The 16,553-nt window shown below is 64.8% G+C and carries 12 protein-coding genes; 1 reads left to right on the top strand and 11 read right to left on the bottom strand.

Annotation, left to right across the window (positions count from 1 at the left end; translation table 11 throughout):
* Positions 1–302 precede the first annotated feature (302 nt).
* The 4 genes from ACTQZK_RS01145 to uvrA form a co-directional block, all read right to left on the bottom strand.
* On the bottom strand, positions 303–1,151 hold the full coding sequence (locus ACTQZK_RS01145; RefSeq protein WP_114565770.1) for an alcohol dehydrogenase: 849 nt from the start codon (positions 1,149–1,151) through the stop codon (positions 303–305).
* A 128-nt stretch (positions 1,152–1,279) separates the two neighbouring features.
* On the bottom strand, positions 1,280–2,884 hold the full coding sequence (locus ACTQZK_RS01140; protein ID WP_441898055.1) for a GNAT family N-acetyltransferase: 1,605 nt from the start codon (positions 2,882–2,884) through the stop codon (positions 1,280–1,282).
* A gap of 231 nt (positions 2,885–3,115) precedes the next feature.
* On the bottom strand, positions 3,116–4,666 hold the full coding sequence (locus ACTQZK_RS01135) for a GNAT family N-acetyltransferase (RefSeq protein WP_441898053.1): 1,551 nt from the start codon (positions 4,664–4,666) through the stop codon (positions 3,116–3,118).
* Positions 4,667–4,825: 159 nt separating this feature from the next.
* Positions 4,826–7,705, bottom strand: a complete 2,880-nt coding sequence (gene uvrA / locus ACTQZK_RS01130) for an excinuclease ABC subunit UvrA (RefSeq protein WP_441898051.1) — start codon at positions 7,703–7,705, stop codon at positions 4,826–4,828.
* Between the two features lie 229 nt (positions 7,706–7,934).
* Here uvrA and ACTQZK_RS01125 point away from each other — a divergent pair, with 229 nt between their 5' ends.
* Complete coding sequence (locus tag ACTQZK_RS01125; protein ID WP_441898049.1) at positions 7,935–8,279, top strand: nitrous oxide-stimulated promoter family protein; 345 nt, start codon at positions 7,935–7,937, stop codon at positions 8,277–8,279.
* A gap of 95 nt (positions 8,280–8,374) precedes the next feature.
* Here the strand turns inward: ACTQZK_RS01125 and ACTQZK_RS01120 are convergent, their stop codons facing one another.
* The 7 genes from ACTQZK_RS01120 to trmFO form a co-directional block, all read right to left on the bottom strand.
* A complete protein-coding gene (locus ACTQZK_RS01120; protein WP_441898047.1) occupies positions 8,375–10,582 on the bottom strand; it encodes an ABC transporter permease in 2,208 nt (735 codons plus the stop codon).
* A complete protein-coding gene (locus ACTQZK_RS01115; RefSeq protein WP_441898045.1) occupies positions 10,572–11,411 on the bottom strand; it encodes an ABC transporter ATP-binding protein in 840 nt (279 codons plus the stop codon). Before ACTQZK_RS01115 ends, ACTQZK_RS01120 begins: the two co-directional genes overlap by 11 nt.
* A 135-nt stretch (positions 11,412–11,546) precedes the next feature.
* The gene (locus ACTQZK_RS01110; RefSeq protein WP_441898043.1) at positions 11,547–12,575 is read right to left on the bottom strand and encodes a sensor histidine kinase; all 1,029 of its coding nucleotides are present in this window, start codon (positions 12,573–12,575) and stop codon (positions 11,547–11,549) included.
* The gene (locus tag ACTQZK_RS01105) at positions 12,572–13,240 is read right to left on the bottom strand and encodes a response regulator transcription factor (RefSeq protein ID WP_441898041.1); all 669 of its coding nucleotides are present in this window, start codon (positions 13,238–13,240) and stop codon (positions 12,572–12,574) included. Before ACTQZK_RS01105 ends, ACTQZK_RS01110 begins: the two co-directional genes overlap by 4 nt.
* 75 nt (positions 13,241–13,315) lie before the next feature.
* Positions 13,316–13,786: a hypothetical protein gene (locus tag ACTQZK_RS01100; protein ID WP_441898039.1), complete on the bottom strand. Its 471-nt coding sequence runs from the start codon at positions 13,784–13,786 to the stop codon at positions 13,316–13,318.
* A 380-nt stretch (positions 13,787–14,166) separates the two neighbouring features.
* Positions 14,167–15,138, bottom strand: a complete 972-nt coding sequence (locus ACTQZK_RS01095) for a tyrosine recombinase (protein ID WP_441898038.1) — start codon at positions 15,136–15,138, stop codon at positions 14,167–14,169.
* The gene (trmFO, locus tag ACTQZK_RS01090; RefSeq protein WP_441898037.1) at positions 15,128–16,552 is read right to left on the bottom strand and encodes a methylenetetrahydrofolate--tRNA-(uracil(54)-C(5))-methyltransferase (FADH(2)-oxidizing) TrmFO; all 1,425 of its coding nucleotides are present in this window, start codon (positions 16,550–16,552) and stop codon (positions 15,128–15,130) included. The genes ACTQZK_RS01095 and trmFO overlap by 11 nt, the downstream gene beginning before the upstream one ends.
* Position 16,553 lies beyond the last annotated feature (1 nt).

Here is a 16,553-nt window from a genome sequence, read left to right as displayed (position 1 = left end):
TCGCATGCAGGGCCGCGGGCAGCAGCCCTCCGCTGCCTCGCTGTCGCGATCGTACCATTTCGGCCGAAAGCCACCTCATCAGTTTCTGATGAAACGGGGGGCTTTATGCGCGTACATGCGTAACCGGGCTGTTTTTACTCGGTGAACGGCATTCCATCAAAAATGCCCTCTGACGAGGTGCGAAGGCCAACGGCGTGTTTCCGGTGGCAGACGGCGCGCAGGAAAACGGGAGCGGTAGCAGCGACCCTTCCGGGAGACGAACGAGGACTCGTCCGCGCATTGCATACAGCAAGAACGAGTTATTACAGGTCCTCGATGACCTTGGCGGAAACCACGTTGCTCGGCGATATGAGGATGGCGCCGACCTTGCCGATTTCCGGCGCGTCGACGTAGAAGGTTCCGGAAAGCGTTTCGCCCATGACGAACAGCCCCTCGTCCTGCGTCGACACCACGATGTCCACCCCGGATACTCCCTCGAGATGCGCCTTGTCGTTAGTCACCGCCACAATGAAGTCGACCTTGTGCTCGACGAAATACGCCACCTGCTTCTCGAGGGCGCGCTTCGACAGCGGGCGGTCCACGCTGAACACACCGAACCGGTGCGCGCCTTTCTTGAGGATGGTGCCCTCGGCGTAGCGCTCGGGAGATTCCGTATCCAGCTCGAACACCGTAGCGCCCTTGCCCTCGTAGCTTGCACGGGCTTCCTCGACCGTCAACGGCTTCTTCGCTTTCGATGCCGTAGAACTGGCCGCCGACGACGCCGTTTCAAGCGCGCTGTTCTTGCGAGCCGCTTCGTCAAGCGCCTCGGGCTTCGCGCGCGCGGCATCGGCCTCGGAAGCCGAAGCAGCTGCCGAAGCCGCCGATTGCTCGCCCTCGGGGCTCTTGGACGCTTCGGACTCTTGGGGAGAAGCCGACCCGACGCCCGCGTCCGGGACAAGCGCATCGTCAGCATCGGGGTCCTCGGGCGGGACCGTGCCCGCGTACACGATGGCCGTGTAGCCGTCCATGTTGCCGAACGTGTCGTCGATGTTGGAAGCCGCAACGTTCCACGAATGCCCGGCGACCAGGTACCATCCCAAGCCGCCCAAACTGAGCACGATCAAGGCGGCGAACACCGCCAGCGCTATTTTTTCACGTGATTGAGGAGACATAATGCCGGTTATTATACCCTTGCGCGCGCAGGCCGGCGGCGGATGCGCAAACCAGACAGAATCTCGACAGGTTCCAACGTTGGCGCGCGCCTTTGCCGATACGTCCGACCAAGGCGCGCGCTAACCTGCTACCAGCACTTTTCGTAGACCACCCTGCGTTTCACGCGGCCCAGCCTATCGCGTATCTCGATATCGCCGCAGAACACGTAGCCGCACTTCTCAAGCAGCGCGCGCATGGGTTGGTTCTCCGGGTACACGTCGGCGCGCACGCTGCGCCGTCCGGCATCGCGCGCAATGCGCTCCGCCGTGCCCAGGATATAGGCGCCCACGCCGCACCGGCGCGCCTTCTCCTGAACGCACACCCAGTGCAACGCGGCGTAATCAGGCTCGCCATCAGGCGGCTCGGGCGAATCGGTGAGCCATCGCGCGCCCGTCGCGCGCCCGTACGCGGGATCTCCCGCCGGGTTTACCGCGAACATGCCCAGCACGCGCTCGGCGGGCTTCTCCGAATCGCCGTCGCTCGCCTCGCCCGCCGTCACCACCACGTACGTCTTGCCGGCGTCGATCGAGCGCATGATGCGCCGCGACGACGGGTACTTTTTCAGCCCTTCGTCAACTCCAAGGCGCGCGATGGCGCGATGGGTCTCCTCCTGCAGCAACTGCACGCGCCTGAAATCGTCGCGCGTCGCCCGGCGCGCGGCGTAGTATCCCAGCTCGGACGCACGGCCTTGGAACAGCGGAAGATCTTCGGAGGCACCGTCGTAGGCAGCCGCCCCCTTGCCGTTGCCGCTGCCGCGATCGGTGACCAGAAACACCATGGCGATGATCATGATGCAGCCCACGATGTCGAACATGCCAACCGGCGTGCCCAGCCATACCGCGGAGATGACCGTTGCCGACACCGGCTCCACGCACCCCACCAACCCGGCGCGCACGGGACCCGCGTCGGTGATGCCCTGCAGGTAGAACAGGTACGCGGCGAACGTGCCCACGATCACCATGGCGGCCATGACGCCGACCATCATGGGGCTCACGGTCACGGGAATAGTCCACGGCTGCACGAACACCGTCGCCACCACGCCGCCGATGAGCATGGCCAAACCCGTCACGATGAAGCTTCCCCACTTCTCGAGCACCTTGCCGGGAAGAAGCGTGTAGAACGCCAGGGCGAGCGCGGAAACAAGGCCCCAGAACAGGCCTTGCGCAGGAATGGCCAGCGATCCGAGGTCGCCCTTCGTGGCTATGACCACCGTGCCCGCGATGGCCAGCACCAGGCCGGCGGCCTCGCTCATCCTGGGCAGCCGCCGCGTGCGTAGGCACACGTAGAACATGATGAGGATAAGGCCGAGCCGCTCCAAAACGGTGCCGGTGCCGGCGTTCGTGTAGGAGATGGCCGTCAGATAGCTTATCTGGGTGAGCAGCACGCCGAGCAGCGCGAACGCGGCGATGCGTCCGACCGAGCGCACGTCGCGCAGGGCCGCGAACAGGTTGCGCGGCTCGCGCACCATGCACACCACCAAGAAGATGACCGCAGCCGACAGCAGGCGCACGCACGTAATCCACGAAACGGGAACGGCGGCGTCCCCGGTGAGAAACTGGGCGCAGGTGCCGGAGAAGCCCCAGCAGATACCGCCCAGCGCGGCGAACACGACGCCTCGAAAAATGCGCCCGCGCGACTGTTCGCTCGAAGAACCCCCATCGTTCGCGCTCGTCGCCTCAGCTACCTGGCTCATTCCGACCCTCCCCTCGTGCATTCCGCCACGCCGAGCGAGGCGCTTCGGGGCATGAGGTCGGGGTGCGTGCTCTCCGGCTGACTGTCCATCGATTCGTCGCGTTCGATCGGGGTGGCGCTTGCCTGTTCGTCAGCACATTCTCGCACGCGCGAACAGCTCCGGTAAAGAACTTTCTGCATACTTTGGAAACTTTTTTGCAGTTGAGCGAAAACTCCCCGTCAAACGGCCGTTTTAGAGCTGCGAGCGTAGAACCCTCTCGTAGGCCACGCGATGCTTCTCCCGCCCGAACACGTCGCGTATCACCATGGCGCCGCATCGCTCGTAGCCGTGCTTCTCCAAGAGCTTCTGCATGGGAAGGTTCTGCGGGTACACGTCGGCGCGCACGCTCGAACGGCCTCCCGCGCGCGCGATCTGATCCGCCTTGTCCAAAATGAACATGCCCACGCCGCGCCTCCGCGCATGCCGGTCAACCGAGACCCAGTGCAGCTCGGCGTAGGGCTGCGGGCTGGCCTTCGTGTCGGTGAGCCACGCGCCGTCAAGCTCGTTGTCGTAGTTCTTGTCGGGCGAGAACGACACCGCGAACACCGCGATGACGCGGCCGTTGCCGTCCTCGATCACGTGCGTGGTGCCGTTCTTTATGCTGTGCATGAGACGGCGCGCCGAGGGGTACTTCTTGCTGCGCCCCTCGTCGATCCCCAGTTCGGCGAACGTCTCGTGCCCCACGTCCAGCAGCGCCGCAACGCGATCGAAGTCCTCGCGCGCGGCAGGGCGCGCGGAGTAGTAGCCCAGAACCGACGCCCGGCCGGCGAACAGCGGCGGATCGTCGAAATCCGCAGCCAGCGCGCCTGCCGCATCGCCGGGCGCCGCTTTCGGCTCGCGCTCGGTCACCAGGAAGATCATGACCACGATCATGGCGCAGCCCAGCATGTCCCACGCCGAAACGGGGGTATGCAGCCAAAAGAGCGCCAGCAACGTAGCCGACACCGGCTCCACGCAGCAGAGCAGGCTCGCCTTCACCGGGCCGGCATCCGCCACGCCCTGCAGGTACAGCATGTACGCGCCCAGCGTGCCCACCAGCACGATGGCCACAAGCGCCGCCAGCGCGCCGCCCGAAAGCTGGACCGGCACCGTCCAGGGCTGGAACACCGCAGAGGCCGCCGAGCCGCCGAACAGCATGGCCAGGCCCGTCACCAGCATGGCGCCCCATTTCTTCAGGACGCGCACGGGCATGAGCGTGTAGAAGGACAGCGCGACGGCAGACAGAAGGCCCCAGGCCAGGCCCTCCACCGGAATGGCCAGGCCGCCGAAGTCGCCCTGGGTCGCGATGACCAGCATGCCGCCAAGGGCAAGCAGCAGGCCGCCCGCTTCGCGCAGCTTCGGGAAGCGGCGCTTGCGCAGGCACACGTACAGCATGATGAAGACGAGACCCACCTGCTCGAGCGTGGTGCCCACCCCCGCGCTCGTGTACTCGATGGCGTACAGGTAGCTGATCTGCGTGAGCACGACGCCGAACACCGCGAAGGCGGCTATCTCGGCAAGCGAGCGCCAGTCGCGAAACACCGCCACCAGGTCGCGCCAGTTGCGCATGGCGGTTATGGTCAGGAAGAATGCGGCGGCTATCAGCATGCGCACGCAGGTGATCCATGTTGCCGGCGCGCCGTACTCCATGAGCAACTGCGCGCAGGTACCCGAAAAGCCCCAGCAGATGCCGCCCGCCAACGCGCACGCCACACCGCGCGCCACATGGCGCCTTCCACCCGTCGCCGCTACCGCTTCCGCCACGTCTCCTCCGACTCTTGATCGATTCCGAATGCTTCCCCGGCGCCGTCAAGCGCCAAGGCCGCCGCGTATAGTCTCACGCGCGACGGCCTTGGTAAAGACAAGAATCGGTAAATTCTCGCAATATATGCATTGCGCCGCATAAACGGCGCGATCTGCCCGTTAGCCGAGCATGCGCTTCACGAACGACCCGGTGTGGCTGCCCTCCACCTGGGCCACTTCCTCCGGCGTGCCCTGCGCCACGATCGTGCCGCCGCGGTCGCCGCCTTCGGGACCCAGGTCCACGATGCGGTCCGCGCACTTGATGACGTCCAGGTTGTGCTCGATGACGAGCACCGTGTTGCCCGCGTCCACCAAGCGCTGCAGCACGATGAGCAGCTGGCGCACGTCCTCGAAGTGCAGGCCCGTGGTGGGCTCGTCCAGGATGTAGAACGTCTTGCCGGTTTGGCGGCGCTGCAGCTCGCTGGCCAGCTTGACGCGTTGAGCCTCGCCGCCCGACAGCGTGGTGGCGGGCTGTCCCAGGCGGATGTAGCCCAGGCCCACGTCGAACAGCGTTTGCAGCTTGCGCTTGATGCCGGGGATGTTCTCGAAGAACGCCAGGGCGTCCTCAACGGTCATGTCGAGCACGTCGGCGATGTTCTTGCCGCGGTACGTCACCTGCAGGGTCTCGCGGTTGTAACGCGCGCCGCCGCACACTTCGCACGGCACGTAGATGTCCGGCAGAAAGTGCATCTCGATCTTGATCTGGCCGTCGCCCTTGCACGCCTCGCAGCGGCCGCCGTTCACATTGAAGCTGAAGCGTCCGGGCCCGTAGCCGCGCGCCTTCGACTCCTGCGTCGAGGAGAACAGCGCGCGAATGTCGTCCCACAAGCCGATGTACGTGGCCGCGTTCGAGCGCGGGGTCCGCCCGATGGGGCTCTGGTCGATGTTGATGACCTTGTCGATCTTGTCCAGGCCCGTGATCTTGCGGTACGCTCCCGTGCGGCGATGCGCTCGGTTCACGCGGTTCGCCAGCGCCGGGGCCAGCGTGTCGGTGACCAGCGAGCTTTTGCCCGAGCCCGACACGCCCGTCACCACGGTCAGCGTGCCGAAGGGGATTTCGAGGGTGACGTTCTTCAGGTTGTTCTCGGTCGCGCCCGTCAGCTTGAGCGACCCTCTGCGCGGCTTGCGGCGCGTTTCGGGAACCGCAATGGCGCGACGCCCCGACAGGTAGTCGGCCGTGAGCGACCCTTCCGTGCGCATGACCTCCTCCGGGGTGCCGGCTGCCACCACTTCCCCGCCGTGCTCGCCCGCGCCCGGGCCCATGTCCACCACGAAGTCGGCGCTTCGGATGGTGTCCTCGTCATGCTCGACCACGACGACGGTGTTGCCTAGGTCGCGAAGGTGCTCGAGCGTGGCGATAAGGCGCTCGTTGTCCCGTTGGTGCAAGCCGATGGACGGCTCGTCCAGAATGTAGAGCACGCCCATGAGGCCCGCGCCGATCTGCGTGGCCAGGCGGATGCGCTGCGCCTCGCCGCCCGACAGCGTGGCCGTGGCGCGTTCGAGCGTCAGGTAGTCCAAGCCCACGTCGACCAGGAACTTCAGGCGAGCCTTGATCTCCTTCACGATAGGCCCGGCGATATGGCCGTCCTGGCCGTCGAAGGAAAGCCCCTCGAAGTACTGCAGGGAATCCGCCGCGCTCATCTCCGTTACGTCGTGGATCGACTTCCCGCCCACGGTCACGGCGAGGATCTCCGGCTTCAGGCGCTTGCCGCCGCACGTCTGGCACGGCACCACGGCGAAGTAGGTGGCCAGCTTCTCGCGCTGGGAATCGCTTTGAGCCTCCTGGTAGCGGCGCTGCACGGCGGCGAGCGCGCCCTCCCACTCGATGTACCAGTAGGTTTCGCGCCCGTCCACCGTCACGTAGTCGACGCGCACCTTCTGACCGTCCAGCCCGTGCAAGATGGCGTCCTGAGCCTTCTTGGGCATGTCCTCCCACGGGGTGTTCTCGTCCGTGCCCATGTGCTCGGCCACCGCGCGCAGCACCTGGGGATAGTAGTTGCCGGTCTTGAACGGGGCGATCACGCCCTCGGCCAAGGTGAGCGACGGGTCGGGAACCACGAGCGACGCGTCCACCTCCTCGCGGCTTCCGATGCCCAGGCAATCCGGGCAGGCGCCGTAAGGGGCGTTGAAGCTGAAATCGCGCGGCTGCAGCTCGTCCATGGAATGGCCGTGCTCGGGACACGCGAGCGCCAAGGAGAAGATATGCTCCCCCTCGCCCAAGCCGCCCGTGGCGCCGCTCGACTTGCCGCCGCCCTCGCCGAGCGGCTTTCCGTCCTCGCCCAGCACCTGCACGAGCACGCGCCCCTCCGCCAGCTTCGTCGCCAGCTCCACCGCTTCGGCGATGCGGCTCGTCGCGCTCTCCTTCAACTGCACGCGGTCCACCACCACGTCGATGAAGTGCTTGATCTTCTTGTTGAGCGTGCGCGGCTCGCCGTCGAGCTTCACGATCTCGCCGTCGATGCGAACGCGGCTGAAGCCCTCCTTCTGCAGATCGGCGAACAGCTTCGTGAACTCGCCTTTGCGGCCGGCCACCACCGGCGCCATGATGATGGCCTTCGCGTTGGGCGCGAGCGCCAGGATCTCGTCGGTCACCTGGTCGGTGGTCTGCTTCTTGATGACGCGCCCGCACTCGGGGCAATGCGGCACGCCCACGCGCGCGAACAGCAGGCGCAGGTAGTCGTAGATCTCGGTGGTGGTGCCCACCGTGGAGCGCGGGTTCTTGCTCGTGGTCTTCTGATCGATGGACACCGCCGGCGACAGGCCGTCGATGCTGTCCAGATCCGGCTTGGACATCTGGCCCAGGAACATGCGCGCGTAGCTCGAAAGGCTCTCGACGTAGCGGCGCTGGCCTTCGGCGTACATCGTGTCGAACGCGAGGCTCGACTTGCCGCTGCCCGACAAGCCCGTGATGACGACCAGCTCGTCACGGGGAATTTCAAGGTCGACGTTTTTCAGGTTGTGCTCGCGGGCACCTTTGATAACGATAGCGTTCTGTCCCATATGCGCTTCCGCTCTTTCTTCCTGTATCGTTCGACAGGCATCCTCCGCCCCCGGTTCAAGGGGGCAAATATAGATACCTGGAAACTATCATTTCCATGCAATCGATCATTGTAGCGCACGCCGCGCGGAGATGGTGCAAAAACATTTGTTCGTATGTTCTTGTTCAAGGTTTGCGCACATTTCGTTCGATACGGAGCCGCAGCGCGCAAGCTGTGGTACAGTGCCGCCTATGGAAGACACCCCCCGAACAGCCAAGCGGCGCGAGCGCGAGAAGCGGACCATTTCCCAGATGGTCGCCCTCTACTGCGCGGAAAACCACGGAAGCGCCGAGCGCACAGAGCGCGCGCACTGCGGCGAAGCCGTATGCCCCGCATGCGCGCACCTCGACGAGTACGCCGCGCTGCGCACCGAGCGCTGCCGCAAGATGGACGTGAAAACCTCGTGCGAGAAATGCGGCAACCAGTGCTACAAGCCCGAAATGCGCGAGCGGATCCGCACCGTGATGCGCTACGCCGGTCCTCGCATGCTGAAAAAGCATCCCGTGGCCGCCATTCGGCACCTGCTTGGGAAATAAGCCGTCGGCCCCCTCGCCTCTGTGAGACAAGGGGGCCGACGACATGATGCGGGACGCCCGAACGGACGCCCCGCACGTTCGATCACGCAGAGAGCCTATCCCAGAAGCTTCGATCCGAGCGATCCCTTGATGACGCCCCGGCACGTGAAGTACGTCACCGCCAGGTAGCTTCCGTACACGAGCACGGTCAGCGCGCCCGTCATCAGAATGGGGCCGCTCACGGACACGCCCAACAGGTCGAACATGCTCGAGCCGATCACGCTGACGGCGCACACCGCGTGGCATACGGCAAGCCCAAGGGGCGCCAGGAAGTACACGAGCACCTGCGTGCGCAGCGACCCTAAGATCATGCGGCGATCGCAGCCGATCTGCGCGAGCACCCTGTAGCGCGGCAGGGAGTCGCTCGTCTCCGACAGCTGCTGGATGGCCAGCATGGCCGCCGTGGTGATCAGGAAGGTGAACCCGATGTAGAGCGCCAGGTACGTGATGAGCATGTTCATGCCGCCCGCCTGCTCGATCACCTCGGCCTTGGTCATGACCGTGGTCACGGGCCAAGGCTGCGACCCGTACGACCAGCCGGCGTTCGCTTGCTGGTCGTCAGGCGGAAACGCCTGAGCCAGGGCATCGTTGAGCATCTTGTCGCCCTGCGCGTCGTCCACGGAGTAGTTCACGTCCAGATAGCTCACGTAAGGCATCACTTCGGACGCGCGCACCTCGGCGATCACGGAGTCGGGCACGACCACGATGCCCGCATCGTTGACGAACGGAGACGTGGCCAGCACCTGTTCCACGTACGCGCCCGTCGCCGTGAGCGTACGGTCCGCCACGTTCACCTGGCGTCCCTCTTCCGCCATCGCGCGCGCCAGCTCCTTGATCGCGGTCACGGCGTTGCTCACCGCATAGCCGTCCTCTCCCACGCTCACCGGGTCTTGGCCGGTCAGCGTGCGCACGGCGTTGAACTGCGACTCGCCCACGACCACCAGCGATTGAGAACGCATGCCGCTGTCATTCAGGGAATTGCCCGTGCCCACCTGGTAGCGGTCCATGAACTCGCCGTACGTGGTGGTTCCTTCGGTCGGCTGGTACAGGTCGGCCTGAACCGATTCCTTCACGAAGTCGTTCCACGAAGGAACATCGGCGGAAATGCGCGCAGCGATGTCCCAGTTCCAGGATCCGCCCTCTTCGCGCAGCTGTTGAGCGCGCTCCTTTTCCCGCTGAAGGTAGGCCTCGGCCTCCGCGGGATCCTCCTCGCGCATCCTTTCAAGGCGATCCTGCGCCAAATCGCTATGGCCCAAGTACACGTTGGCCGTAAGCGTGGCGTCGAACTGCGTGCTTCGCTCGAGATCCCCCGTGAACACGCTCACCAAGCCCGTTCCCGTGGAGAACACGGTCAACGAGAAGAACAGCATGACGCATATCACCGAAAGCGACAGGAACGCCGTGTTGACCTTGCTGGCGATCTGGCGCATGGTGAACATGGCCAGCCCCTTGAAGTACACGCTGCGCGTGCGCTCGACCACGATGAGCGCGAACCCGGCCGACGACCAGAAGAACAGGAGCGTTCCCGCCAGCATGAGCGCGGTCGCCAGATAGAACTGCCATCCGAGGTCCACGAACCCGCAATCGATGAGCGTCTTGTACGCCGCAGCCAGCAGCGCCACGGACGCGACGAACCCGATCAGGCTCACCCAGGGGCTGCGCACGCGGAAACCCTCGTTGCGGCTTTTCGCCGACAGCAGGTCGATCAACTTGTAACGCCTGATAGACAGCGTATTGAACGCCGCAACCACCACGAAGATAATCGTGAAGCACATAAGCGTCTGGGCGAACGCCTCCGGAGAGAATACGAACCGGTACTGTTGCATGGGAATGTTGAAGAGCCCCGCCGTGAAAAACGACAGCCCCTGCGACAGCGCCACGCCCAGCACGAGGCCCACGACGAGCGACACCGCGCCCACCGCCACCGTCTCCATGAGCACGATGGCCGACACCTGCCCGGGCTGCATGCCCAGAAGAAGGTAGGTGCCGAACTCCTGCTTGCGGCGCTTGATGAGAAACCGGTTCGAATAGATCACCAGAAAGCCCAGAACGAAGGCGATCAGAACCGAGAACATGCTCAAGAACTGGCCCGTCAGGTTGAAGATGCTCTCAGTTGACGCGCCCTCCAAATCGAACAGGATCGACTGGCTCTGCACGGAGTTGAACGCATAGAACACCGCCACGCCGAACACGAGCGTCACGAAGTAGATGGCGTAGTCGCGCACCGAGCGGCGAACGTTGCGAACAGCGAGTTTAGCCAGCATCGCGCACGTCACCGCCCAGGAACGTGACCACTTCCATGATGCGCGCGAAGAAGGCCGACCGCGACGTGTCGCCGCGTCGGATCTCGTTGAACACCGCGCCGTCCTTGACGAACAGGATGCGATCGGCGAACGAGGCCGCGAACGAGTCGTGCGTGACCATCATGATGGTGGCGCCCAGGTCGCGGTTCATCATGGTCAGCGTGTCGAGCATGGCCTGGGCGCTGCGCGAATCCAAGGCGCCCGTGGGCTCGTCGGCCAAAACGATCTTGGGATCGGCCACGATGGCGCGCGCCGCAGCGACGCGCTGCTTCTGGCCTCCCGACATCTGGTAGGGATACTTGCCCAGCACTTCCGACACGCCGAGCGTGCGCGCCACGGCCTCTACTTTAGGTTTCACCGTGGAAGCCGGCTCGCCCTTGACGGTGAGCGCCAGCGCGATGTTCTCGAACCCGGTCAGGGTATCGAGCAAGTTGGAATCCTGGAACACGAATCCCAGATCGTCGCGGCGAAACTTCGCGAGCGCACGGGAGCGCAGCGTGGTGATGTCGCGCCCGCCTACCAGGATATGCCCGCTCGTCACCGTATCGATGGTGGCGACGCAGTTCAGCAGCGTCGTCTTGCCGGAACCCGAAGGTCCCATGATCCCCAGAAACTCGCCCGGCATGACGTCGAAACTGATGTCGTTGATGGCATGCGTCACGGAATCGCGGCTGCCGTAGACCTTCTGGATCTGGCGAACGGACAGAATGGGTTGCGCGCCTCCTACGGGCGCGACTTTGCCGTAGCCGCCTGCGGCGGCATCCTGCGGCGTCGCGTACACTTCAGTCATGGTTGCTCCTTTGCGTTTTTCGGACTGCAACGATAGTACGCCGCGTGGAAACGAAGAGCCATCGGGCGAACTTACACTGCCCTTACGAATTTGAAAGGTTCGAAGTCGCGCGGAAAAGGCGCAGATGATCAGCGGCTACCGGCTTGCATCCAGACGGCGGCGGTCGTGCGGGAACCGCATCAGCACGCGCGTGCCAACCCCCTCTTCGGAAGCGATCGCCACGCCCAAGCCCATTTTGCGGCACATCTGGGACACCAGGTACAGGCCCATGCCGGTGGAGCTCCCCCGCTCGCGACCGTTCGAACCGGTGAATCCGCGCTCGAACACGCGCGGCACGTCGGCAGCGGGAATGCCGCGACCGTCGTCGGCGATCTCGAGCATCGAGCACGCGTCCTTCGTGCCCGCATCGACCTCGCGCAGCGAGAACCGAACCGAGGTCGCCCCGTACTTCGCCGCGTTCGACAGCACCTGCCCGATGATGAAACCGAGCCACTTGCCGTCTGCGAACACCCGCACGTCGTCGTCCAGCTCGATGATCGGCAGGGTCCCCCGCTCGATCAGGTAGCGGGCGTTCTTCTTGCAAGCTTCGCGCACCACCTGGGCAAGCGCGGTCTCGCGTATGGCGTAATCCCGCTCGACCGACGTGGAGCGGGCGTAGTACAGGGCCTGCTCGACATAGGATTCGATGCGGTCGATCTCTCCCTTGATCCTGGATCCCTCGCTTCCGTGAAGCCCCGACGCCATGAGCGCGGCAGCGGCGATAGGCGTCTTCACCTCGTGGATCCACAGCTCCACGTACTCGCGGTAGGCCTCGGCTTCCTGCTTGTGGCTCGTCACGTCGTCGGCCGCCGCCTTGCCCACCCGTTCGAGCGCGCGATAGGCAAGCCGGCCCTCCAGAAACGACGGCTCCTCCATGAGCGCCGAGGCGTAATACGCCTGGTCGAGCTCTTCGGACAGAGTTTCGAGCTCTCGGCAGAAGCGCCGGCGACGGGCGTAGTCCAGCGCCAAGGCGATCGCCCAGCACGCTCCGACGAACGTTGCGGACAGAACCGCCGCATCGACGCCCTGGCCCAGCACCGCGAACATGCCGGCCACCCCAAGGGCGCACGCCGCCCCGACGACGATGAACACCGCCCGGTCTTTGCAGTAGGAACCCGGCGTCATACCAGGTAGCCCTGACCCCGCCGCGTAACCAGGAAATCGTCGGGCACCCCGATAGACGAGAGGCTTTTCCTCAGGCGGTTGATGTTGACGGTCAGGGTGTTGTCGTCGATGAACGCATCGGATTGCCACAGCTCCATCATGAGATCCTGACGCGAGATGATGACGTCGCGATTCGACATGAGAAGGTGCAGGATCTTCAGTTCGTTTCGCGTGAGCTCGGTGGATTCGCCCTCGTACGAAACCCGCCCGCGACCGGCATCGAGCACGACGCCTTTGTGCTCAATGCGAGAAGGCGGCTCCTGTCGCTGGACCCGCCGCAGCACCGACTGGATGCGGGCGAGCAGCACAGCGGGATTGTAGGGCTTGGTCACGTAGTCGTCGGCACCCAGGTTCATGCTCATGACCTCGTCGAACTCGCTGTCGGACGAGGTGAGCATGATGATGGGAACCTGGCTGGCCCGCCGTATGTCTCGGCATACGGCATGCCCGCCGGGCCCCGGCAGCTTCAAGTCCAAGATCACGCAATCGGGATCGTCGGCAAGCGCCGCCTCAGCGATCCGGCCGAAGTCCGTGCTCGTCGAGGCGAAGTGCCCCTGCAGCTCGAGCAGGCGCATAAGCTCCTCGCGCAGCGACGCATCGTCTTCGACCACAAATATCCGAGCCATGATCCTCCTCCGAGCAGCGCCCGACGGCGTTCGCTTCCCAGAACCGCGTCGAGAAGCCTTCCGCAGTCCGAAACGCTAGTCCTTGTCGTGATGCGCGTACGTTTTCGGCAGCACCGGGCAGCCGGCTTTCGCGCTTTTGAAGTACCGCAGGACGAAGCTCACTCCCGCCACCGCCAAGGCCGCGCCCAGCCCGGTGTAGAAAAACGCGATGAACCAGTCGGGCACCAAGCCCGAAGCGCGCAGGGCGATGCCAAAGCCCATCATGCACGCCATGACGATGTAGCCCTTCTTGTCGAAGAACTTGAGAACGTGCGTTTTGTCCTCGCTGTAGCCCCGGATGCGCTCGGCGTGCTTGCCCACCATTTTCGAGAACACGAAGATGTGAAACAAGGTGAAGATCAGCAACGTCCCGCCGACCAAGGCCCAGAACAGCCATCCCGTTTCCTTGAAGTACGCGGCAATGCCGATGTTTGCGATGTTGATGCCCGCGACGAACCACACGACGCCTGCCACCAGCAGGAGCTTCTCGGTCGATATCTTCAGCATGAGCTCGTCCCTTCACCGCGGCAAACCCGTCATTGACGCTTCGCTATTATAGGCTTCTTGCGCATGCTTGCAAACAGAAGCGCGCGTCCGGCAGGCTTGCTCGGCAGGTCCGTTTCGGCGAGTTTCGACGCCCGATCAAAGCCAGAACGCCGAGCAGCCGCCGAGAAACGGGACCAGGGAAAGCACCGCTGCCGCCGCGCAGCCGAACGCCCTCATCTTCCTGCTCATACGCTTCCTCCCGCCGATTCGCCCGGATTCTCCCTGTGCGCGGCGAAGCCGCCAGACCCAGTATGAAGGGTGCGGATCCGCAGCCTACGCGCCGGCGGCAAAGCGTCAAGCAGCAGTCACGAGACCGCAACCAGCTTGGCGAAAACGAGAGGTCACCCGCGCGGGTGGGCCTGCGCGTGAACCTTCTTGAGGCGACCGGGCGTCAGGTGGGTGTAGATCTGCGTCGTCGACAAGCTGGCGTGCCCGAGCATTTCCTGCACGGTGCGCAGATCCGCGCCGCCCTCCAGCAAATCCGTAGCAAAGGTGTGCCGCATGTCGTGGGGGGAAAGCGTCCCGTCCAGCCCGGCCTGGCGCACCGCGTCCTTGAACATCTTGCGCATGGCGTCCGTGCCCATCCGGTTTCCGCGCGTCGACACGAAGAAGTAGTCACAGGCGCGATCGCCCAGAAGGTTGGGGCGCGCGATCAGGGCGTAGGTGCGCATCGAGGCCACCGCCATGTCGTGCAGCGGGATGATGCGCTCCTTGGATCCTTTGCCGAACACCTTGACCTGGCCGGTTGCGAAGTCCACGTGCGCCGAGAGCAAGCCGGACGCCTCAGAGACGCGCGCGCCGCACGCGTACAGGAATTCGAGCAGCGCTTGGTTGCGCATGTCCGAATACGACTGGCCGCGCACGTTGCCGGCCGAGTCCCGCTTCCCGTACACGGAGAGCAGCTTCACCATATCGGCAGGTCGGATCACGTGAGGCAGGCTTTTGGGCTGCTTGGGGCCCTGCAGCACGCTGGCGGGGTCCTCGTCGGCCGCGCCCGTCACGTTGAGCCAGCGAAAGAAGCTGCGCAGAGCCGACAGCCGCCGGTTGATGGTGGTGCGCGAGTACTGCGCGTGATCGAGCTCGCCCAGATAACGGCGAAGCTGGCGATGGCTCGCATGCAAGGGATCGATGTCCTCGCGCCATGCCCAGCGCGCGTAGTCCATCAGGTCGATCCGATAGGCGCGCACCGTGTGGACCGAGGCGTTGCGCTCTACGCGCATAGCCTCGCAGAACGCCTCGACCATGGCTGCGGCAGCCGGGTCGCACTCAGGCCGATCGACGGCGTCAAGCGAGCCGCCGATCTCAGCGGGCATCGACGCGCGCCTCCCCATGGCCTGCTTCAACGTCGGCTTCGGCCGACGGCAGCAAACCGCAAGCGGCAAGGCTGTCGCGATACGCCAGCAACGCCCGCTCGCCGCGCTCAGCGTACGCAGCGTAGCGATCGCGCTTGTTGCGGATATGCTGGTCGAGCGGAGCCATGATGCCGAAGTTCACGTGCATGGGCTGGTAGTCCACCGTAGCAGGATCGGTCGCGTAGGCCATAAGGGCACCGAACGCCGTGTCGCGCGGAAGCTCGGGCAGGTTCTGCCCCTTCAGGAACGCCGCCGTCGACAGGGCTACGTGCAAGCCTGATCGGATAGCCTCGCAATACCCTTCGGTGCCGGCAAGCTGTCCGGCAACGAACACCGGGACCGTCGAACCGGGCAGCGCGTCAAGGCGAAGACGCAGCTGCGCATCCAGCAAGCGCGGGGCATCGACGAACGTGTTGCGATGCATCACGCCGTAACGCGCGAACTCCGCGTTCTCCAAACCGGGGATCATGCGAAACACGCGACGCTGCTCGGGAAACGTCAGGTTCGTCTGGAAGCCCACCAGGTTGTAGCTCATGCCCTGCGCGTCTTCCGCCCGCAGCTGCAGGGCGGCCCAAGGCCGCCGGCCCGTGCGGGGGTCGGTCAACCCCACCGGCTTGAGCGTTCCGAACCGAGGCGCGTCCGCGCCCTTGCGGGCGATCTCCTCGATAGGCTGGCACGCCTGGAACAGGTCGCGCGTCTCGAAGTCGCGCTTGATGACGCGCTCCGCGTTCACCAGCTCTTCGATGAACGCCTCGTACTCCTCGCGGCTGAACGGCGCGTTGAGGTAGTCGCCCGCGCCGGCTTCGGCGTCCTCGTAGCGGCTCTGGCGAAACAGCTTGCTGAAATCAAGGGAATCGGCCATGACGATGGGAGCGGCGGCATCGTAGAACGCCAGATGCTCTCCGCCCGTGAATCGAGCAAGGTCCTCGGCAAGCGCATCGGAGGTGAGCGGGCCCGTGACGACCACCAGGGCGTCCGTTCCCTGCGCGTACGCCGCAAGGCCGGTCGCTTCCTCCCGAACCAGCTCGATCAAAGGATGCGCCGCGATCCGCTCGGTCACGTCGGCGGAAAAAGCGGCGCGATCGACCGCAAGCGCGCCGCCAGCGGGAACCGCGTTGCGCTCGGCTGCCGCATAAACCTGCGAGCCAAGCAGGGCAAGCTCGCGCTTGAGCATGCCGGCGGCGCTTTGCGGCTTCGTGCTTTTGAGGGAGTTCGAGCACACGAGTTCAGCGCAGTCCGACGACACATGGACGGGCGTAGACGAAACCGGGCGCATCTCCACAAGCCGGACGCGAACGCCGCGGTCGGCAAGCTGCAGCGCGGCCTCGCTTCCCGCAAGCCCGGCTCCAAGTATGGTTACCGTTGAATTAGACATG

Origin of the sequence: Paraeggerthella sp. LCP19S3_G8 (assembly GCF_052119225.1) — a bacterium.
Taxonomy (GTDB): domain Bacteria; phylum Actinomycetota; class Coriobacteriia; order Coriobacteriales; family Eggerthellaceae; genus Paraeggerthella; species Paraeggerthella hominis.
The sequence above is the reverse complement of the archived record's forward strand: the minus strand, read 5'-3'. Positions and strand labels throughout refer to the sequence as shown.

What these genes read in the sequence shown, in the direction of transcription:
- ACTQZK_RS01100 (WP_441898039.1), bottom strand. Translation starts at nt 13,786, where the DNA reads ATGCTGAAGATATCGACCGAGAAGCTCCTGCTGGTGGCAGGCGTCGTG.
- ACTQZK_RS01115 (WP_441898045.1), bottom strand. Translation starts at nt 11,411, where the DNA reads ATGACTGAAGTGTACGCGACGCCGCAGGATGCCGCCGCAGGCGGCTAC.
- ACTQZK_RS01140 (WP_441898055.1), bottom strand. Translation starts at nt 2,884, where the DNA reads ATGAGCCAGGTAGCTGAGGCGACGAGCGCGAACGATGGGGGTTCTTCG.
- trmFO (WP_441898037.1), bottom strand. Translation starts at nt 16,552, where the DNA reads ATGTCTAATTCAACGGTAACCATACTTGGAGCCGGGCTTGCGGGAAGC.
- ACTQZK_RS01145 (WP_114565770.1), bottom strand. Translation starts at nt 1,151, where the DNA reads ATGTCTCCTCAATCACGTGAAAAAATAGCGCTGGCGGTGTTCGCCGCC.
- ACTQZK_RS01095 (WP_441898038.1), bottom strand. Translation starts at nt 15,138, where the DNA reads ATGCCCGCTGAGATCGGCGGCTCGCTTGACGCCGTCGATCGGCCTGAG.
- ACTQZK_RS01105 (WP_441898041.1), bottom strand. Translation starts at nt 13,240, where the DNA reads ATGGCTCGGATATTTGTGGTCGAAGACGATGCGTCGCTGCGCGAGGAG.
- ACTQZK_RS01120 (WP_441898047.1), bottom strand. Translation starts at nt 10,582, where the DNA reads ATGCTGGCTAAACTCGCTGTTCGCAACGTTCGCCGCTCGGTGCGCGAC.
- ACTQZK_RS01125 (WP_441898049.1), top strand. Translation starts at nt 7,935, where the DNA reads ATGGAAGACACCCCCCGAACAGCCAAGCGGCGCGAGCGCGAGAAGCGG.
- ACTQZK_RS01110 (WP_441898043.1), bottom strand. Translation starts at nt 12,575, where the DNA reads ATGACGCCGGGTTCCTACTGCAAAGACCGGGCGGTGTTCATCGTCGTC.
- uvrA (WP_441898051.1), bottom strand. Translation starts at nt 7,705, where the DNA reads ATGGGACAGAACGCTATCGTTATCAAAGGTGCCCGCGAGCACAACCTG.